We start from the raw sequence: 17,485 nt of genomic DNA, 5'->3' as shown, positions 1-17,485 counted from the left end.
CCGAGGGGCCCGAGCGTGGGCAAACCCCTCGGAGTGGCACCCGAGCACGGGAAAGTGCTCAGAGGGCCTTCGCGCCCGGCTTGACCATGCCGCGGACCGTGCGGGACTTCACGAACTCGCCCATGGCGGTCATCTCCCACTCGCCGGAGAACTGCTTGATCAACTTGGCCATCATCACCCCGGTCTGCGCCTCGGCCGAGGTGAGGTCGAAACGCACCAGCTCCTCGTCGGTCGCCGCGTCGATCAGCCGGCAGTACGCCTTGGCGACCTCCGTGAACTTCTGCCCGGTGAAGGAATTCACCGTGAACACCAGGGCCGTAGCCTCCGCGGGCACCCGGCCGAGGTCCACGACGATCACTTCGTCGTCTCCCGCGCCCTCGCCCGTGAGGTTGTCCCCTGAGTGCTTCACGGCACCGCCGAGGATCGACAGCTTGCCGAAATAGCAGCTGTCCAAGTGCTGGCGGTCCGGACCGTAGGCGATGACCGAGGCGTCCAGATCGATGTCCTTGCCGCTGTAGGCGGGCTCCCAGCCGAGGCCCATCTTGACCTGGGAGAGCAGCGGACGGCCGCCCTTGACCAGTGACACCGTCTGGTTCTTCTGGAGGCTGACGCGGCCCTTGTCGAGATTGATCTTCCCGCTGCCCGGCGCGGCCGCGACAGGGGCCGGGGGAGCGGACGGAGCGGGCGGGGCCGCGACGGCCGCGGGTGCGGCAGGAGCGGCTGCGGGCGCTGCGGGCCGGGTGGCCGGCTCCTCGACCGAGACACCGAAGTCGGTCGCGATGCCCGACAGGCCGTCCGCGTACCCCTGGCCGACCGCACGGGCCTTCCAGGCGCCGTTGCGCAGATAGATCTCCACGATCACCAGCGCGGTCTCCGTGCCGAGCCGCGGCGGTGTGAACGTCGCGAGCGCGCTGCCGTCACCGGCGTCGCGGATCGTGGCGGTGGGCTCGATGCCCTGGAAGGTCTGTCCCGCCGCGTCCGGGCTGGCCGTCACCACGATCTTCTCGATCCCGGCCGGGACGGCCGAGGTGTCCACGATGATCGCGTCGGGCGCCGTACCCCCGCCGGACCGGTAGGTCACGCCGGGGCCCGACGGCTGGTTGTAGAAGATGAAGTCGTCGTCCGAGCGCACCTTGCCGTCGGCGGTGAGCAGCAGGCCCGACACGTCGAGCCGCACGGGCGCGGCGACGTCCACCGCCACGTGAGCGGTGGGAAGAGGGATGTTCGAGCCAGGGGTCATAGCTGTCATGCCAGACGTAACGAACGACCTCTCTTTGCCGTTCCCTTACCTTCCGGGAATTCCCCGAAGGGGCGCGCTCAGTGGGGCCACTGCGGCGGACGGGTGGTGAAGTGGCCGCCGAGATGGGCGTGGTCGGGGTTGGCCGGGTCCAGCTCGCCCTGCTCGGCGATGAGCTTCTCCGCGTACGGCTCCGAGTCGTCCTGAGGCGCGTATCCCAGGTCCCGCGCGGTCGACAGGTCCCACCACAGACGGGTGTTGGCGGACGAGCCGTAGACGACGCTGTGACCGACGTCCTCGGCGGTGAGCGCGGCGTGGAAGAGGCGCGCGCCGTCGGCGGGGCTCATCCAGACGGAGAGCATCCGTACGGAGGTGGGCTCCGCGAAACAGGAGCCGATCCTCACGGAGACCGTCTCCAGGCCGTGCAGGTCCCAGTAGAGCTGGGCGAGATCCTCGCCGAAGGACTTGGAGAGCCCGTAGTACGTGTCGGGGCGGCGCGGGGTGTCGACCGGGATGAGCGGATCGCCGTCCTGCGGGCGCGGGGTGAAGCCGACCGCGTGGTTGCTGGACGCGAAGACGACCCGGCCGACGCCTTCCGCGCGCGCCGCCTCGTACAGGTTGTAGGTGCCCTGGATGTTCGACCGCAGGATTTTGTCGAAGGAGGCTTCCAGCGAGATGCCCGCGAGGTGGATGATCGCGTCGACGCCCCGGACCGCCTCGCGGAGCGCTTCCGTGTCCGCCAGATCGGCCGTGACGGCGTCCGGCTCGTCCGGGACGGGAGAGACGTCGAAGAGGCGCAGTTCGTAGCCGTACGCGGGCAGCAGACCGCGCATCAGGGTGCCGAGACCGCCGGCGGCGCCGGTGAGCAGGACGGTGCGGGGTGCGGGCATGGGCGGGATCTCCTCGGCGGCTCGGATCGCTGGCTCAGCTCCATGGACGGTATTCACATGTATGGACACGCTAAGCAGCGGTGCGGAGCAGCGTCAAGTGCCGTGCTGAGGGGGCGAATCCGCCCTTGGGTCGCGGTTTCGCGTCTTGACCGGCGCCGCGCGGCTGCCTTAGCGTGGTCGCGTTCAGAGATATGGACGTCGATCAGAATTGTGCACGAGTCGGCAGGGCTCGGGCATGACCCAGGGAGCGCCCGTGACCTCAGCCCCGCTCGCCGCACGCCTGACCCGCGTGGAGGGGCCGCTGTTCTTCCCCGTCACCGCGTACGGGCCGGACGGCGGCCTCGACCTCGACGCCTTCCGGGCGCACGTCAGAGCGGGCGTCGACGCGGGAGCGGCCGCGGTCTTCGCCTGCTGCGGCACGGGAGAGTTCCACGCCCTCACTCCGCAGGAGTTCCGGGACTGCGTCGCCGCCGCCGTGGCCGAGACGGCGGGACGGGTGCCCGTCGTGGCGGGCGCGGGCTACGGCACGGCGCTCGCGATCCAGTACGCGAAGCTCGCCGAGGACGCGGGCGCCGACGGACTCCTCGCCATGCCGCCGTACCTCGTCGTCGCCGACCAGCAAGGGCTGCTGCGCCACTACACGGCGCTCGCCGCCGCCACGTCCCTGGAGACCATCGTCTACCAGCGGGACAACGCGGTCTTCACGCCGGAAACCGTCGTCGAGCTCTCCCGCGTGGACGGCATCATCGGCCTCAAGGACGGCGTCGGCGACCTCGACCTGATGCAGCGCGTTCTCAGCGCCGTCCGTACGGAGGAGCCCGGCCGCGACTTCCTCTACTTCAACGGGCTGCCCACCGCCGAACTCACGGCGCTCGCCTACCGGGGCCTCGGCGTCACGCTGTACTCCTCGGCCGTCTTCGCCTTCGCCCCCGACATCGCCCTCGCGTTCTACCGCGCGCTCACCGCGGGCGACGACGCGACGGTCAGCCGGCTGCTCGACAGCTTCTACGTGCCCCTCGTCCACCTGCGCAACCAGGGCCGCGGTTACGCGGTCTCGCTGGTCAAGGCGGGTGTGCGGCTCGGCGGCCTGGACGTCGGCGAGGTGCGGCCGCCGCTGAGCGAACCGCTCGACGCACACGTCAAGGCGCTCACGGCGCTCATCGAGCGGGGCCGCGCCCTGCTCGAAGGCGACGGGGACAACGGCGGGGACCGCGGAGGAGCGGACGGCGCGGGCCGTGCGCGCGACCTCAACGGCGTTGCGGGGGAGAGCGCGTGAAGACCTCCGCCTTCCTCTACCCCTGGGACGTCGTGGGCGATCCCGGCGCCCCCGCCAGGATCGCCGGCCTCGGCGTCCAGCAGGTCACCCTCGCCTCCGCCTACCACTCCACCCGCGCCCTCACCCCGCGCCACCCGCGCCACCGCGTCGTCACCGCCGAGCACGCCGCCGTCCTCTACCCGCCCGGCTACGCGCACTGGGCGGGGCGGGAGCTGCACCCGTACCCGGCGGGGGACTGGGCCCCGGGCGACGCCTACGGACAGGCCGCGGCGGCCCTCGCCGACGCCGGGCTCGACGTGCACAGCTGGGTGGTCCTCGCGCACAACTCCCGCCTCGGCGCCGAGCATCCGGGCACATCCGTGGTGAACGCCTACGGCGACCGCTACCCCTGGGCGCCCTGCATCGCCCAGCCGGCCGTCCACGCGTATCTGGTGCGTCTCGCCGCCGAGGCCGCCGTACGGCCGGGCGCGCGCGGCACGGAGCTGGAGTCCTGCGGCTGGTACGGACTCGCGCACCTGCACGCGCACGACAAGACCGGCGGCGTCGGTCTCGGTGACGCGGCGGGGTATCTGATGTCGCTCTGCTTCTGCCCGGTGTGCCGCGAGGGGTACGGCGGGCTCGGGGTGGACCCGGACGGCCTCGCCGCCGCCGTCAGGAGCGCGCTGGAACCCGTCTGGGCGACCGGTTCCGCCGACACCGGACGCACGGCGGTCGAGAAGCTGCTGGGCGACCTGGCCGCCGTCACCTTCGAGTGGCGCGAACGCGTCGCGCGCGGGCTCCAGGAGTCCGTCGTCGCCGCCGTGCGCGTGGCTGCCCCGCCCGGCTTCCAGGTGCTGCTGCACGCCGACCCGGCGCCGCACCGCACGGGCGCGAACGCCGGGGTGGACCCCCGGCACATCCTGGACGTCGCGGACGGCGTCGTCCTGCCCTGCACCGGGGGCGCGGCCGGAGCGATGCTGGGCCCGTTCGCGGAGCACCGCACCGAATCCACCGTGCTGGCCGCCAACTTCACCGTCGTCAGCGGCATGGGCGGCAGCCCGGACACCCTCGCCGAGGACGCGGCGCGCGCCGCGTCGCTCGGAGCGTCAGAACTGCGCCTGTACCACGCGGGACTTGCCTCGGACGCGGATCTGGTAGCGGTCAAGGCGGCGCTCTCACAGCTCGGTTGAGCCTGCCGCGAGTCCCGCGCGGGGCGGATCTTCCGCGTGGGGCGGGTCTCCGACGTGGGCTTGGACATCCGCGTGGGCCGGGACTCGCACGCGGGCCAGCGCGAGCGCCGTCAGCACTCCGAGCGCCCCGACCACCGGCAGCAGCACGGCCGGACGGACAAGCGCGACCAGGCCCGCGCCGAGCGCCAGCGCCAGCGCGTTCGGCACGTCGATCAGGGTGTTGGCGGTGGCGGCCGTCCTGCCGAGCACCGCGGCCGGGAACGTGCGCTGGACGGCCGTCAGCGCGGCGATCAGCACGCACGGCAGTCCGACACCCACCCCGAGGGCGCTCGCCAGCACCACCACGTCGTACGGCAGCGCCCGCAGCCCCACCGAGACCGCGAACAGTGCGATACCGCAGGCGGCGAACACCCGCTCGGGCAGACGGCGCAGCGCCGGACCCGCCAACAGTCCGATCAGCACGGACCCGGCGCCCTGCACCGCGTACAACACGCCCACATACGCGGGGGAATGGCCGAGCCCCTGGTCCACCACGGCATAGACGGCAGCGCCGTTGAGCCCGGCGAGCAGCATCGTCACCGACGCGGCCAGCACGAGCGGCCGTACCGTACGGGACTCCCGCAGTCGCCTGATCCCCTCACCCGTCCCGGAGATCCAGGCGCGTGCGGGCCCGGCGTCCGGCGCCTTCTCCCGCACGCGCATCAGCGCGAACAACCCGGCGGCCAGGACGAACGTCACCGCGTCGAGCAGCGCAACGGGCCCGCCGCCGTACCTGGCCCAGAGGCCCGCGCCCACCAGCGGCGCGACGAGCTTCACGCCTTCGGAGGCGGTCATCCGCAGCCCGTTGAAGTCGGCGAGCAGCGGGCCGTCGACCGCCGTGGCGACGAGCGCCGCCTTCGCCGCGTCCTGGACGACACCGCCGGTCCCGTACACGAGCAGGACACCGAAGAGGATCCAGACGCGGCCGGCCGAGTCGACGGCGAGCAGCGTGAGCAGCGGCGCCGCCATGGCGAGGTTGCCCCCGACCAGCAGCGGCCGCCGCCGCACCCGGTCCGCGACACCACCCAGCAGCGGCCCCGCGAGGGTCGGCGCCCACATCGCGAAGACGGTCAGCGCGGCCAGACTGTCCGACCCGGTCAGCGACTTGACCCACACCCCGGACGCCAGCCACATGGCCGACGTCCCGAACCCGGACACCACCGTGCCGGACAGATACAACGCGGCATCACGATCCCGCAGCACATTCCCACCGCTCCATTTCACACCCACCAGCGTGAAACCGAGGCGGGACCCGTGACATCGGGCAATCGCCGTACGGGCCTCCTTATACGCGCTGTTGCCGTGTGCGACCGGCACGGATCTCCGGCGGGCGCTGAGTGCGGCGCGCCCCTGCTGAGCCGTGTGCCCCGGCGCGTGCCGGATCAGAGGCAGTTGTCACTGCCCGGTCGCCGGGCGCCTGGCGACGAAGACGAATTCCCGGCCCGGGCGGTCCGGAGCGTCGCGTACGGAATCCACCACGAAGCCCTGCGCCGTCAACTCCGCCTCCACCTCGTCCCGTTCACGGAAGCGCAGCGTCGAGTCCGAGGTCAGTACCTGGCCGTCAGCGGCGAATACGTACGTCCACCGGAACGTCACCAGCGGCCCGCTCACGTCGGTCAACTGGACCCGGCTCCCGACCGCGCCGACACCCGGAATCTCCGTGACGCGGTGCGTGGCCTCGCGGGTCCATTCCGCCCAGGCGCGCCTGGCCGGGTCCCGGGTCTCGAACACCAACTGGCCGCCGGGTCGCAGCGCTTCACAGGCTCCACGCAAGGTGTCGCGCCACATCGATGGGTCGACGATCGCCTGGGCCGCGTTTGCCGTCATCGTCGCGAGGTCGACTCGCAGTGGCGGGAGTGCTGTCGCGTCGGTGTGGATCCAGCGCACCCGGTCGGCGCCCGGCTTGGACCGGGCCACGTCGATGGACGCCTTCGCGGGATCGACGCCGACGACCTCGATCCCGCGATCGGCCAGCAGAAGCGCGAACACACCGGTCCCGCAGCCGATGTCCAGCACCCGGCGCGCCCCGAACTCCTCCGTCATGCGGATGTAAGCGTCGAGATCGACGCGATCGGGGTCGAGTTGGTCGTAGATCGCGGCAAGTCGCGGATGGCGGAAGCATTCGTCGCCCATGCGGCCGAAGGTATGCGGAGCGGAAGGCGAACAGCCACTCATTTCCGGTGCCCGATCACGTAACACGGCGAAAACCTGAACAGGCTCTGTCAGGGGAACAATCCTGACCCATGTCATCCCAACCCGTGTCACCCCCACACAGCTCCCTGGACCGGTATTTCAAGATCAGCGAGCGCGGATCCTCCTACGGACGGGAGATACGCGGTGGCTTCGCCACGTTCTTCACGATGGCCTACATCCTCGTGCTCAACCCGATCATCCTCGGCAGCGCGGAGGACAAGTTCGGCGCTCATCTCTCCGGGCCCCAACTGGTCACCGCCACCGCGCTGGTGGCGGCCGTGATGACCGCGATCATGGGACTCGGCGGCAATCTGCCACTCGCCATCGCCGCCGGGCTCGGCATCAACGCAGTCGTCGCCTTCCAGCTCGCGCCGCTGATGAGCTGGCCCGATGCCATGGGGCTCATCGTCATCGAGGGGCTGCTGATCTGCCTGCTGGTCGTCACCGGGCTGCGCGAGGCGGTCATGAACGCCATTCCCGGCCCGCTCAAGCAGGCCATCAGCGTCGGGATCGGCCTCTTCATCGCCTTCATCGGGTTCGTCGACGCCGGTTTCACCACCCGTATCCCGGGCGCCACCGGCTCCACCCCGGTGCAACTCGGCGCGACGGGACAGCTCTCCGGCTGGCCCGTCCTCGTCTTCTGCCTCGGCGTGCTGCTCACCATCGGGCTGGTGGCGCGCAAGGTGCGCGGCGCGCTGCTCATCGGGATCGTCACGATGACCGTCCTCGCCGTCGTCATCAACGAGATCGCCGACATCAAGCCCGCGGCCTGGGGCCTGACCGTGCCGTCCGTCCCTCACGACATCGTGGCCGCGCCTGACTTCGGGCTGGTCGGCGCGTTCAGCATCTTCGGCGCCTTCCAGCAGATCGGCGTGGTCAGCCTTGTCCTGCTGGTCTTCACCCTCATCCTGAGCGACTTCTTCGACACCATGGGCACCGTCGTCGGTGTCACCAACGAGGCCGGGCTGCTGGACGAGGACGGCAAGGTCCCGAACCTCGGCCGGGTCCTGCTGATCGACGGCGCGGCGGCCGTCGCGGGCGGCGCCGCCTCCGCGTCGTCCAACACCGCGTACATCGAGTCCGCCGCGGGCGTCGGTGAGGGCGCGCGTACCGGCTTCGCCTCCCTGATCACCGGCGCGCTCTTCGGCCTCTCCCTGTTCCTGACGCCCCTCGCACTCGTCGTCCCCGCGCAGGCGGCGGCGCCCGCGCTGGTCGTGGTGGGCTTCCTGCTGATGTCGCAGGTACGGCACATCGACTGGGAAGCCTACGAGATCGCGATCCCGGCGTTCCTGACGATCGCGGTGATGCCGTTCACCTACTCCATCACCAACGGCATCGGCGCCGGGTTCGTCTCGTACGTCGTCATCAAGGCGGTGCTCGGCAAGGCGCGCGAGGTGCACTGGCTGCTGTGGATCACCGGAGCGCTGTTCGTGGTGTACCTCGCGATCGACCCGGTCGAGCAGCTGCTCAACGTCCGTTGAGCCAGCATGAGTTGGTGCGAGGTCAGTTCGGCGCGCGGGCCCGGCCCGGTCCGGTCCGCACCGCAGGCCGTGGCCCGGCGGCGGCCGGGTCCTGGAAGACCGTCAGAGCCTTCGCGTGGCCAGGGTCAGCCGGTCACGCGCGTCGAACAGCGTGTCCTTGATCATCTGCTCGTGCGCAGGAGTGAGCCTGGCCACCGGGACCGAACAGCTGATCGCGTCGCGCGCCGGCGTCCGGTACGGGATCGCTATGCCGAAGCAGCGCAGCCCGAGGGTGTTCTCCTCGCTGTCCACCGCGTAGCCCTGCTCGCGGACGGTGCGCAGCTCCTCGATCAGCTTCTCGCGGTCCGTGATGGTGTGTTCGGTCAGCGCGGGCAGGGTCTCCGGCAGCATCGCGCGCACCTGCTCGTCGCTGTGCGTGGCGAGCAGCGCCTTGCCGAGCGACGTGGAGTGCGCGGGCAGCCGGCGGCCGACCCGGGTGAAGGGGCGCAGGTAGTGCTGGGACTGGCGGGTGGCGAGATAGACGACGTTGGTGCCGTCGAGACGCGCGAGGTGGATGGTCTCCGTGGTGTCGTCGGAGAGCCGGTCCAGGGTCGGGCGGGCGGCGGCCACGACCTCGTCACCGTCGATGTACGACGTGCCGACCAGCAGCGCCCGCACGCCGATGCCGTATCGCGTGCCCGTCGCGTCGGTCTCCACCCAGCCCAGCTCGACGAGCGTGCGCAGCAGCATGTACAGGCTGGATTTCGGGTATCCGACCGCTTCTTGGACAGTCGCGAGCGAGTGCATACCGGGACGCCCGGCGAAGTATTCGAGCAACTCCACTGTCCGTACTGCGGACTTGACTTGTGCGCCACCGGTTTCCGCAGCCGACATCGTCGCTCGCCCCTTCTTGACCGCTCTTGACCACACAGAACGCCCGGAAATAGAGTTCCTACAGATTCACTATCAGGAATCCTGTTCAGAATACCGAACAACCCCTGATGGATGGCAGAGGTACGCAAGGCCGGGAGGAAGCCGCGGTGGCAGCAGCACCAGTCTGGAGTGTCGACCCCCGAACGGGGAAGCCGCGTGAGCAGGTGGCGGACGAGGCGACCGCCGAGGAGGTCGATCTGGCCGTGCGCCGGGCGCACGCCGCCAGAGGCGCGCTCGCCGACCGTACCGCGCGCGCCGCCCTGCTGCGCACGGCGGCCGATCTGCTCGACGCGGCGAGCGAGCACGTCATCGAGGCGGCGGACGCCGAGACGTGCCTCGGACCCGTCCGGCTCACCGGCGAACTTGCCCGTACCACCGCTCAGTTGAGGGCCTTCGCCGACGTGGTGGACGAGGGCGCCTTCCTCGACATCCGCATCGACCACGCCGACGCCGGGCGCACCCCGCCCTGGCCCGACCTGCGCCGCTGGAAGGTGCCGCTGGGCGTCGTCGCCGTGTACGCGGCGAGCAATTTCCCGCTCGCCTTCTCCGTACCGGGTGGCGACACCGCGAGCGCGCTCGCGGCCGGCTGCCCCGTCGTCGTCAAGGCCCACCCCGACCACCCGGGCACCTCCGAGCTGTGCGCCTCCGTGCTGCGCAGGGCTGCCGCGCAGGCCGGTCTGCCCGAGGACGTCGTGATCCTGGTGCACGGCTTCGAGGCCGGTGTCGAGCTGGTCAAGCACCCGCTGGTCTCGGCCGCGGGCTTCACCGGTTCCGTCCGGGGCGGTCGCGCCCTCTTCGACGCGGCGGCCGCCAGGCCCGCGCCGATCCCCTTCCACGGCGAGCTGGGCTCCCTCAACCCCGTCGTGATCACCGAGGCCGCCGCCGCCGAGCGTGCCGAGCAGATCGGCGCGGGGCTCGCGGGCTCGATGTCGATGGGGGACGGGCAGTTCTGCACCAAGCCCGGCTTCGTCCTCGCCCCGGCAGGCGAGGCGGGCGACCGGCTGCTCGCCTCCCTGACGACCGCCGTCAGCGAGACCGAGCCCGGTGTCATGCTCGACCACCGGATGCGCGACGCGTTCATCGCGGGCGTCGGCGAACGGTCCGCGCTGCCCGGTGTGGACGCGCCCCTCACCCCGGGCGCGGGCGGCGAGCACACCGTCAGCGCGGGATTCCTGACCCTCCCGGCGGAACTGCTCACCTCCGAGGGCGAGCACGACCTCCTCCTCGAAGAGTGCTTCGGCCCGGTCACGGTCGTCGCGCGCTACACCTCGTCGCAGGAGATCACCGCGGTCCTCTCCCGGCTCCCCGGCAACCTCACCGCCACGCTCCAGCTCGCCGACGCGGAAGCCGAGGGCACCGAGCCGGGCGCGGCCGAACTGCTGGCCGAGCTGACCCCGCTCGCAGGACGCGTCCTGGTCAACGGCTGGCCGACCGGCGTCGCCGTCGCCCCCGCACAACAGCACGGCGGCCCGTACCCGGCGACGACGTCCACCTCCAGCTCGGTGGGCGCCACGGCGATCGAGCGCTGGCTGCGCCCGGTCACGTACCAGTCCACCCCGGCGGCCCTGCTGCCCCCGGAGCTGCGCGACGAGAACCCGCTGAGCCTCCCGCGCCGGCTGAACGACCACCCGGAGCACTGACGGTTCCCGCACCACCGCCTGTCTGCGGCCCTGACCCCTGCGGGGGCCGGGGCCGCACCCCGTACCGCGTGTCTTTCAGCGCGATCGCAACCACGGCCTGACTCACGTGCGTCTGTGCGGCCATGACCATGATCCGGCCTGCCGCCCTCGAAGACCTCGACACCATCGTCGCCCTCCACACCGCCGCCCGCGCCACGTACTACGCGGGCCACATCGCGGAAGAGGAGTACGCGGGCCCCGACGAGCTCGCGCGTTCGCGGGCGGGCTGGCACCGCGCCGTGGCGCGGGGCGAGGGTGGCGTGCTCTGCGCGGAGGCGGGGGCTGGGGACGGAGTCGTGATCGCGGGCATCGCCGCGTTCCGGGTGATCGAGGGGGACATGCTCCTCAGCCAGTTCCACGTCGACCCGGCCCACTGGAACCGGGGCATCGGCAGCGCGCTGCACACCGCCGTGGTGGCTGCCTGGCGGCAGTCGGGGGTGAGTGAGGCGCGCCTGGGGGTGTACGAACACAACCTCCGCGCCCAGAGGTTCTACGCCAGGCACGGCTGGCGCCCGGACGAGGACGCGGTACGCGCCCCAGGCTCGGCCCACCTCTCCCTCCGGTTGACGGTCTGACGGAACCGGCTGCTGCCGGCGCCGGGTGATCGTGGATTCGCCACGTGTGCCACGAGGGGCGGTGAGCGTCCAGCAGCGCGACCTTCCGGCGTCCTGAACACGGGCACCGTGCACGGACTTGGTACTCATAAGGTGAGGTCCTCCCGCTCTATGGCTCCCAGGTGCCGGGGCGCCGAGGACGCGCCCCGGCCCCCTGAGAAGCCCCGGATCAGGAAGCGGGCAGCTCGGCGCGGACCGTTCGGGCCGCCGCGACCAGGTTCTGCAGCGACGCCCTGGTCTCGGGCCAGCCGCGGGTCTTCAGGCCGCAGTCGGGGTTGACCCACAGCCGCTCGGCGGGAATGGCCTTCAGCCCCTCGCGCAGCAGGGCGGCGGCCTCTTCGGTGTCCGGCACGCGCGGCGAGTGGATGTCGTACACGCCGGGACCGGCCTCGCGGGGGTAGCCGTGTGCGGCGAGTTCGCGGGCGACCTGCATGTGGGAGCGGGCCGCTTCCAGGCTGATGACGTCGGCGTCGAGGTCGTCGATGGCCTGGACGATGTCGCCGAACTCGGCGTAGCACATGTGCGTGTGGATCTGGGTGGCCGGGCGGACACCGGCGGTGGTGAGGCGGAAGGACTCGGTGGCCCAGTCCAGGTACGCGGCGCGGTCGGCCGCGCGCAGGGGCAGGGTCTCGCGCAGGGCCGGTTCGTCGACCTGGATGACCGAAGTCCCCGCGGCCTCAAGGTCGTTCACCTCGTCGCGCAGGGCGAGGGCCACCTGCCTGGCGGTGTCGCCGAGCGGCTGGTCGTCGCGGACGAAGGACCAGGCCAGCATCGTGACGGGCCCGGTGAGCATGCCCTTGACCGGGCGGTCGGTGAGCGACTGCGCGTACGAGATCCAGCGCACCGTCATCGGCGCGGGCCGCGAGATGTCGCCGGCCAGGACCGGCGGGCGGACGTAACGGGTGCCGTACGACTGCACCCAGCCGTGCTGTGTGGCGAGGTAGCCGGTCAGCTGCTCGGCGAAGTACTGGACCATGTCGTTGCGTTCGGGCTCGCCGTGCACCAGCACGTCGATGCCCGTCGTCTCCTGGAAGGAGACGACCTCGCCGATCTCGGCCCTGATCCGCTCTTCGTAGCCGGCCGTGTCGATCCGGCCCGCGCGCAGGTCGGACCGGGCGGTGCGCAGCTCATCGGTCTGCGGGAACGATCCGATGGTGGTCGTCGGCAGCAGCGGCAGCCCGAGGTGGGCGCGCTGGGCGGCGGTGCGCTCGGCGTACGGCTGGGAGCGGCGGCCGTCGGCGTCGGTGACGGCCGCGGTCCTGGCGCGTACGGCGGGGTCGCGGGTGATCGGGGAGTTCTCGCGGGAGGTGAGGTCGGCGCGGTTGGCGGCGATCTCGGCGGCGATGGCGTCGGTGCCCTGGGCGAGACCCTTGGCGAGGGTGACGATCTCGGCCGTCTTCTGCCGGGCGAAGGCGAGCCAGCGCAGGATCCGCGGGTCGATGTCCCGTTCCAGAGCCGTGTCGAACGGGACGTGCAGCAGCGAGCAGGAGGCGGCGACATCGACCCGGTCGGCGAGGCCGAGCAGGGTGTCGAGGGTGGCCAGCGATTTCTCGTAGTCGTTGATCCAGATGTTGCGGCCGCCCACGACCCCCGCGACCAGCCGTTTGCCGGGAAGTCCGCCGATGGCGGCGAGGTCTTCGAGGTTGCCGGAGCCGTCGCTGAAGTCGAGCGCGAGGCCGTCGACCGGGGCCTTCGCCAGGACGGGCAGAGCCTCACCGAGCCGGTCGAAGTAGGAGGCGACGAGCAGTTTCGGACGGTCGGCCGGCCCGCCGAGGTCGCGATAGGCGCGCGCGGCCGCTTCCAGCTCGGCGGGCGCGCGGTCCTGGACCAGGGCGGGCTCGTCGAGCTGCACCCACTCCGCGCCGGCGGCACGCAGATCGGCGAGCACCTCGGCGTAGACGGGCAGGAGCCGGTCCAGCAGGGTGAGCGGTTCGAAGCCCTCCGCCACCCCGGGGGCGGGCTTGGCGAGCAGGAGGTACGTGACGGGGCCGACGAGCACCGGCCGGGCGGCGTGCCCGAGTGCGAGGGCCTGCGTCAGCTCGCCGACCTGCTTGGCGGAGCCGGCGGTGAAGACGGTGTCCGGGCCGAGTTCGGGGACCAGATAGTGGTAGTTGGTGTCGAACCACTTGGTCATCTCCAGCGGCGCGACGTCCTGGGTGCCGCGGGCCATCGCGAAGTACCCTTCCAGGGCGTCCGCCTCGACGGCCGCACGGTGCCGCCGGGGAACGGCGCCGACCATGACGCTGGTGTCCAGGACGTGGTCGTAGTACGAGAAGTCGCCGGTAGGTACCTCGTGGACACCGGCGTCCGCCAGTTCACGCCAGTTGGCCCGGCGCAGTTCTGCCGCGGTCTCCTGGAGCGCTTCGGCGGTGACCCGGCCCTTCCAGTACCCCTCGACGGCCTTCTTCAGTTCCCGGTGCGGACCCTGGCGGGGGTAGCCGTACACGGTGGCCTGTGCTGCCGCGGCTGCGGGCTTCGCTGTCACGGAAATCTCCTTCGCGAGATGACTCCTGAGGATCCCGGGGACGGGACACGGACGCGAAGGGATGACGAACCGGACGGATCTCACGCGCGTGCCGGCGTGCCTTCCGTCTGGTGTGTACGCCGACCCGCCCACGAGGTCACCGGGATATCCGCACGTGATCGGTCACGTGCGGGCAACGGGCAGGTCTTCGGACTCGCGGGCACACCTGCCGGGGCAGACACCTACTGGCCGTCGCTTCCCGGGTCCGCGGTGGACCCAGTGCGTATGACGGCGGTCGTTCCCACTCACCGCTGCGGGGCAGTCCCGGATTCCCACCGGGTTCCCTCTTACGACGCGCCTGCCTGGCGGACAGGAACGAACCAGCTGCACGCGCCAGGCTGAAGGCTGCGACGCTCTGTGCGCGCCACTGTTCACGCTCCGGAACGTGGCAGGGGACACCGGACCCGCCCGACAAGCGCGGTGAGAAGCGAGAAGCGGCCCGTGTCCCGTCCCTCACCGGCCAGGTGGCCGTACGTCAGGCCGGGCAGGGGCAGGCGGGTGCACGGCGTGGTGGCGTCCGGGGAGTCCGGGCCGTACAGCTGCTCGTACTCCTCGTTGGACATGATGACCGTATCCGCATCAGTACGGGGACTGGCGCTGCTGCTCTGGGCGAGGGGTGCGGCCATCAGAACGCAGACGGTCGCCAGTCCGGCGACGAGCCGACGGGTTACGCGCATGTACGGCCTCCAGGTACGTGGGACTCGCCGCACGCTATGACCGGCACGGCACCGCACCGCCGCACCACTCTGGGGCGTGGCCCGCATTCACCCGACCGTGTGAGGCGGCCGAACCGGCCCCCGTACGCGGGACACGTGGTTGACCGGGTGGCCCGCAGGCCGCACGGTTGGGTCATGGACCCTCTGAGAAGCGCCGAGTTCACGCCCGCGACGACCTATCTCAATACCTCCAGCTGCGGGTTGCTGCCCCGTCGCGCCGTGGACGCCGTACGGGCGCTGGCCGAGGAGAACGCGGCGGGAGGCCACGGAATCAGTTCCGAGTCCGTGGACGCGGCGCGTGCCGCCTTCGCCCGGCTCGTGGGCGTTTCCGCCGAGCGGGTCGCCGTGGGCTCGTCGGTTTCGACGCATGTCGGGCTGATCGCGGCCTCGTTGGAGGCCGGATCCGAAGTCGTCATACCCGAGGGCGACTTCAGCTCCGTGGCCGGTCCCTTCTCGGTCCGCGGGGATCTCAAGGTGCGGTACGTACCGCTGGACCGCCTCGCCGAGTCGGTCCGTCCGAGTACCTCGCTGGTGGCGTTCTCCGTGGTCCAGTCCGCGGACGGCCGGATCGCCGACCTGGACGCGGTAAGGGCCGCCGCGGCGGCGCACGGCGCCCGTACGCTGGCGGACGCCAGCCAGGCGGCGGGGTGGCTGCCGCTGGACGCGGGGGCGTACGACTACACCGTCACCGGCGCGTTCAAGTACCTGATGTGTCCGCGCGGTACGTCGTTCCTCACCGTGACGGAAGAGGCGCAGGAATCGGTGGTGCCGCTGTACGCGGCGTGGGCCGCCGCACAGGAGCCGATGAACAGCACGTACGGCCCTGTGGAGCAACTGGCCCGGTCGGCACGGCGGTTCGACGCGGCGCCGTCGTTCCTCTCGTACTGCGGCGCCGAACAGTCCCTGGCGCTCCTCGAAGAGATCGGCATCGACGCGATCCATGCCCATGACACCGCGCTCGCCGCCCGCTTCCGGGCCGGTCTTGCCGGGCTCGGTCATGAGCCGGTGCCGAGCGGGACCGCGATCGTCGCCGTGCGGGGGATGGGGGACCGCGCGGACGATCTGAGCCGCGCGCGGGTGTCCGTCTCCGCACGGGCGGGGTATCTGCGGGCCGCCTTCCACCTCTACAACTCCGCGGCCGACGTCGACCGCGCACTGGACGTGCTCGCCGGCTGAATCACGCCGCTTTCAGGCCGGGTTCAGCCGGAGCGCGGGCCGGCTTCCGGGCGGCGCCCAGCGGAAAGCGCTCACCGGACGGCGACAAAAGGAAAGCGGCAGACGACGGAAGCGGGGCCGGTGTCAGGACCGGCCCCGCTTGCCCGCGTACGCACCCGTCAGGTGTACGTACGGTGGTCAGTGCGTCAGTGCGTCAGTGCGTCAGTGCGTCAGTGCGTCAGCGCACCGGTGTGAAGTCCCGGGCCCCGATGAAGTCCGGGCGCGGCACGGGCGCGGCGAACGGCTGCTCCGCGCTGTTCTCCACGCTGTTGAAGACGATGAAGACGTTGCTGCGCGCGTACGGCGTGATGTTGTCGCCGGAGCCGTGCATGCAGTTGCAGTCGAACCACGTGGCCGAACCGGCCTTGCCCGTGAAGAGCTTGATGCCGTGCGCGTCGGCCATGGTGGTCAGCGCCTCGTCGGACGGCGTGCCCGCGTCCTGCATCTTCAGCGACTGCTTGTAGTTGTCCTTCGGCGTCTCACCGGCGCAGCCCAGGAAGTGCTTGTGCGACCCCGGCATGATCATCAGGCCGCCGTTGGTGTCGTAGTTCTCGGTCAGCGCGATCGAGACGGACACGGCCCGCATGTTCGGCAGGCCGTCCTCGGCGTGCCAGGTCTCGAAGTCCGAGTGCCAGTAGAACCCGGAGGCGCCGAAGCCCGGCTTCACGTTGATCCGCGACTGGTGGACGTAGACGTCCGAGCCGAGGATCTGCCTGGCGCGGCCCACGACCCGCTCGTCGCGCACGAGTTCGGCGAAGATCTCGCTGATGCGGTGGACCTCGAAGACGGACCGTACGCTCTGCGACTTGGGCTCGATGATCGAGCGCTCGTCGGCCCGTACGGCGGGGTCGCTGATCAGGCGGTCCAGCTCGGCGGCGTACCGCGACACCTCGTCGGGGGTGATCAGCTGATCGACGGAGAGGAAGCCGTCACGCTCGAAGCTTTCGAGGCCGCCGCGCTCGATGGGGCCCGGCGCGCCGGCCCCGGACCACAGGACCGGGTCCTGGCGCGGGGTGGTCACTTCGCTGTGGCCACGGGTGGGGTACAGGTCGGTGCGTTCAGGTGCGATGGTCATCAGTGTCAGACCTCCTCGGTCAGTAGCGGGTACACGCCGTGCTCGTCGTGCTCCTCCCGGCCCGTGACAGGTGGGTTGAACACGCAGATGACGCGGAAGTCGGTCTTGGGCCGGACGGTGTGGCGCTCATGTCCGTTGAGCAGGTACATCGTGCCGGGAGTGATCCAGTGGGCCTCACCGGTCTCGTCGTCGGTGAGCTCGGCCTCGCCCTCGACGCAGAGCACGGCCTCGATGTGGTTGGCGTACCACATCGATGTCTCGGTGCCCGCGTACATGATGGTCTCGTGGAGGGAGAAGCCGACCTTCTCCTTGGCGAGCACGATGCGCTTGCTCTCCCAGGTGCCCGACGCGGCCTTGATGTGACGGTCGGTGTTCTCGACGTCCTTGAACGATCGGACAATCACGTCGTTTGTACCTTTCTCTTCTGCGTCTCTTCTGCGAGTCGGTTCTTCTGCGTGCCGGTAT

The 17,485-nt window shown here is 71.1% G+C and carries 15 protein-coding genes and 1 riboswitch; of the genes, 6 read left to right on the top strand and 9 right to left on the bottom strand.

Features of this window, described 5'->3' with window-relative positions:
* Positions 1 to 58: 58 nt before the first annotated feature.
* Positions 59 to 1,249, bottom strand: coding sequence for a TerD family protein (locus ACIP6N_RS04305; RefSeq protein ID WP_401812777.1), 1,191 nt, complete (start codon positions 1,247 to 1,249; stop codon positions 59 to 61).
* Positions 1,250 to 1,317: 68 nt separating this feature from the next.
* On the bottom strand, positions 1,318 to 2,127 hold the full coding sequence (locus ACIP6N_RS04300) for an NAD-dependent epimerase/dehydratase family protein (protein ID WP_401812775.1): 810 nt from the start codon (positions 2,125 to 2,127) through the stop codon (positions 1,318 to 1,320).
* Between the two features lie 253 nt (positions 2,128 to 2,380).
* Between ACIP6N_RS04300 and ACIP6N_RS04295 the strand changes: the two genes are divergently transcribed.
* Entirely contained in the window at positions 2,381 to 3,403 is a 1,023-nt protein-coding gene (locus ACIP6N_RS04295) for a 5-dehydro-4-deoxyglucarate dehydratase (RefSeq protein WP_401812773.1), read from the top strand.
* Complete coding sequence (locus ACIP6N_RS04290; protein WP_401812772.1) at positions 3,400 to 4,572, top strand: hypothetical protein; 1,173 nt, start codon at positions 3,400 to 3,402, stop codon at positions 4,570 to 4,572. The genes ACIP6N_RS04295 and ACIP6N_RS04290 overlap by 4 nt, the downstream gene beginning before the upstream one ends.
* Here ACIP6N_RS04290 and ACIP6N_RS04285 read toward each other — a convergent pair.
* Positions 4,558 to 5,814 (bottom strand): MFS transporter, encoded by a 1,257-nt coding sequence (locus ACIP6N_RS04285; RefSeq protein WP_401812770.1) that lies wholly within the window; start codon positions 5,812 to 5,814, stop codon positions 4,558 to 4,560. The genes ACIP6N_RS04290 and ACIP6N_RS04285 overlap by 15 nt on opposite strands.
* Before the next feature lie 192 nt (positions 5,815 to 6,006).
* On the bottom strand, positions 6,007 to 6,744 hold the full coding sequence (locus ACIP6N_RS04280) for a class I SAM-dependent methyltransferase (protein ID WP_401812768.1): 738 nt from the start codon (positions 6,742 to 6,744) through the stop codon (positions 6,007 to 6,009).
* Between the two features lie 110 nt (positions 6,745 to 6,854).
* Here ACIP6N_RS04280 and ACIP6N_RS04275 point away from each other — a divergent pair, with 110 nt between their 5' ends.
* A complete protein-coding gene (locus ACIP6N_RS04275) occupies positions 6,855 to 8,285 on the top strand; it encodes an NCS2 family permease (RefSeq protein ID WP_401812767.1) in 1,431 nt (476 codons plus the stop codon).
* 102 nt (positions 8,286 to 8,387) lie between these two features.
* Here ACIP6N_RS04275 and ACIP6N_RS04270 read toward each other — a convergent pair whose 3' ends face one another.
* Entirely contained in the window at positions 8,388 to 9,158 is a 771-nt protein-coding gene (locus tag ACIP6N_RS04270; protein ID WP_401812766.1) for an IclR family transcriptional regulator, read from the bottom strand.
* A 146-nt stretch (positions 9,159 to 9,304) separates the two neighbouring features.
* On the opposite strand from ACIP6N_RS04270, the gene ACIP6N_RS04265 reads away from it, so the two are divergent.
* Positions 9,305 to 10,837: an aldehyde dehydrogenase (NADP(+)) gene (locus ACIP6N_RS04265; protein ID WP_401812765.1), complete on the top strand. Its 1,533-nt coding sequence runs from the start codon at positions 9,305 to 9,307 to the stop codon at positions 10,835 to 10,837.
* Positions 10,838 to 10,959: 122 nt separating this feature from the next.
* The gene (locus ACIP6N_RS04260; protein WP_401812764.1) at positions 10,960 to 11,451 is read left to right on the top strand and encodes a GNAT family N-acetyltransferase; all 492 of its coding nucleotides are present in this window, start codon (positions 10,960 to 10,962) and stop codon (positions 11,449 to 11,451) included.
* A 208-nt stretch (positions 11,452 to 11,659) separates the two neighbouring features.
* Here the strand turns inward: ACIP6N_RS04260 and metE are convergent, their stop codons facing one another.
* Positions 11,660 to 13,975, bottom strand: coding sequence for a 5-methyltetrahydropteroyltriglutamate--homocysteine S-methyltransferase (metE, locus tag ACIP6N_RS04255; protein ID WP_401812762.1), 2,316 nt, complete (start codon positions 13,973 to 13,975; stop codon positions 11,660 to 11,662).
* A 160-nt stretch (positions 13,976 to 14,135) separates the two neighbouring features.
* A riboswitch (cobalamin riboswitch) is annotated at positions 14,136 to 14,335 on the bottom strand.
* Positions 14,336 to 14,385: 50 nt separating this feature from the next.
* Positions 14,386 to 14,691, bottom strand: a complete 306-nt coding sequence (locus tag ACIP6N_RS04250) for a hypothetical protein (RefSeq protein WP_401812761.1) — start codon at positions 14,689 to 14,691, stop codon at positions 14,386 to 14,388.
* Positions 14,692 to 14,865: 174 nt separating this feature from the next.
* Here ACIP6N_RS04250 and ACIP6N_RS04245 point away from each other — a divergent pair, with 174 nt between their 5' ends.
* Entirely contained in the window at positions 14,866 to 15,906 is a 1,041-nt protein-coding gene (locus ACIP6N_RS04245; RefSeq protein ID WP_401812760.1) for an aminotransferase class V-fold PLP-dependent enzyme, read from the top strand.
* 217 nt (positions 15,907 to 16,123) lie between these two features.
* On the opposite strand, the gene thpD is transcribed toward ACIP6N_RS04245, so the two are convergent.
* On the bottom strand, positions 16,124 to 17,020 hold the full coding sequence (thpD, locus tag ACIP6N_RS04240) for an ectoine hydroxylase (RefSeq protein WP_401812758.1): 897 nt from the start codon (positions 17,018 to 17,020) through the stop codon (positions 16,124 to 16,126).
* A 5-nt stretch (positions 17,021 to 17,025) separates the two neighbouring features.
* Positions 17,026 to 17,424: an ectoine synthase gene (locus ACIP6N_RS04235; protein WP_401812757.1), complete on the bottom strand. Its 399-nt coding sequence runs from the start codon at positions 17,422 to 17,424 to the stop codon at positions 17,026 to 17,028.
* Positions 17,425 to 17,485 lie beyond the last annotated feature (61 nt).

It is taken from the genome of Streptomyces sp. NPDC088725 (assembly GCF_044751305.1).
Lineage (GTDB): Bacteria > Actinomycetota > Actinomycetes > Streptomycetales > Streptomycetaceae > Streptomyces.
This window is presented reverse-complemented; position numbering and strand designations above follow the sequence as displayed.

Excerpts from the sequence above, each read along its gene's own strand:
- ACIP6N_RS04305 (WP_401812777.1), bottom strand. The coding sequence starts at position 1,249 with ATGACAGCTATGACCCCTGGCTCGAACATCCCTCTTCCCACCGCTCAC.
- ACIP6N_RS04300 (WP_401812775.1), bottom strand. The coding sequence starts at position 2,127 with ATGCCCGCACCCCGCACCGTCCTGCTCACCGGCGCCGCCGGCGGTCTC.
- ACIP6N_RS04280 (WP_401812768.1), bottom strand. The coding sequence starts at position 6,744 with ATGGGCGACGAATGCTTCCGCCATCCGCGACTTGCCGCGATCTACGAC.
- ACIP6N_RS04275 (WP_401812767.1), top strand. The coding sequence starts at position 6,855 with ATGTCATCCCAACCCGTGTCACCCCCACACAGCTCCCTGGACCGGTAT.
- ACIP6N_RS04270 (WP_401812766.1), bottom strand. The coding sequence starts at position 9,158 with ATGTCGGCTGCGGAAACCGGTGGCGCACAAGTCAAGTCCGCAGTACGG.
- ACIP6N_RS04260 (WP_401812764.1), top strand. The coding sequence starts at position 10,960 with ATGACCATGATCCGGCCTGCCGCCCTCGAAGACCTCGACACCATCGTC.
- ACIP6N_RS04250 (WP_401812761.1), bottom strand. The coding sequence starts at position 14,691 with ATGCGCGTAACCCGTCGGCTCGTCGCCGGACTGGCGACCGTCTGCGTT.
- ACIP6N_RS04245 (WP_401812760.1), top strand. The coding sequence starts at position 14,866 with ATGGACCCTCTGAGAAGCGCCGAGTTCACGCCCGCGACGACCTATCTC.
- thpD (WP_401812758.1), bottom strand. The coding sequence starts at position 17,020 with ATGACCATCGCACCTGAACGCACCGACCTGTACCCCACCCGTGGCCAC.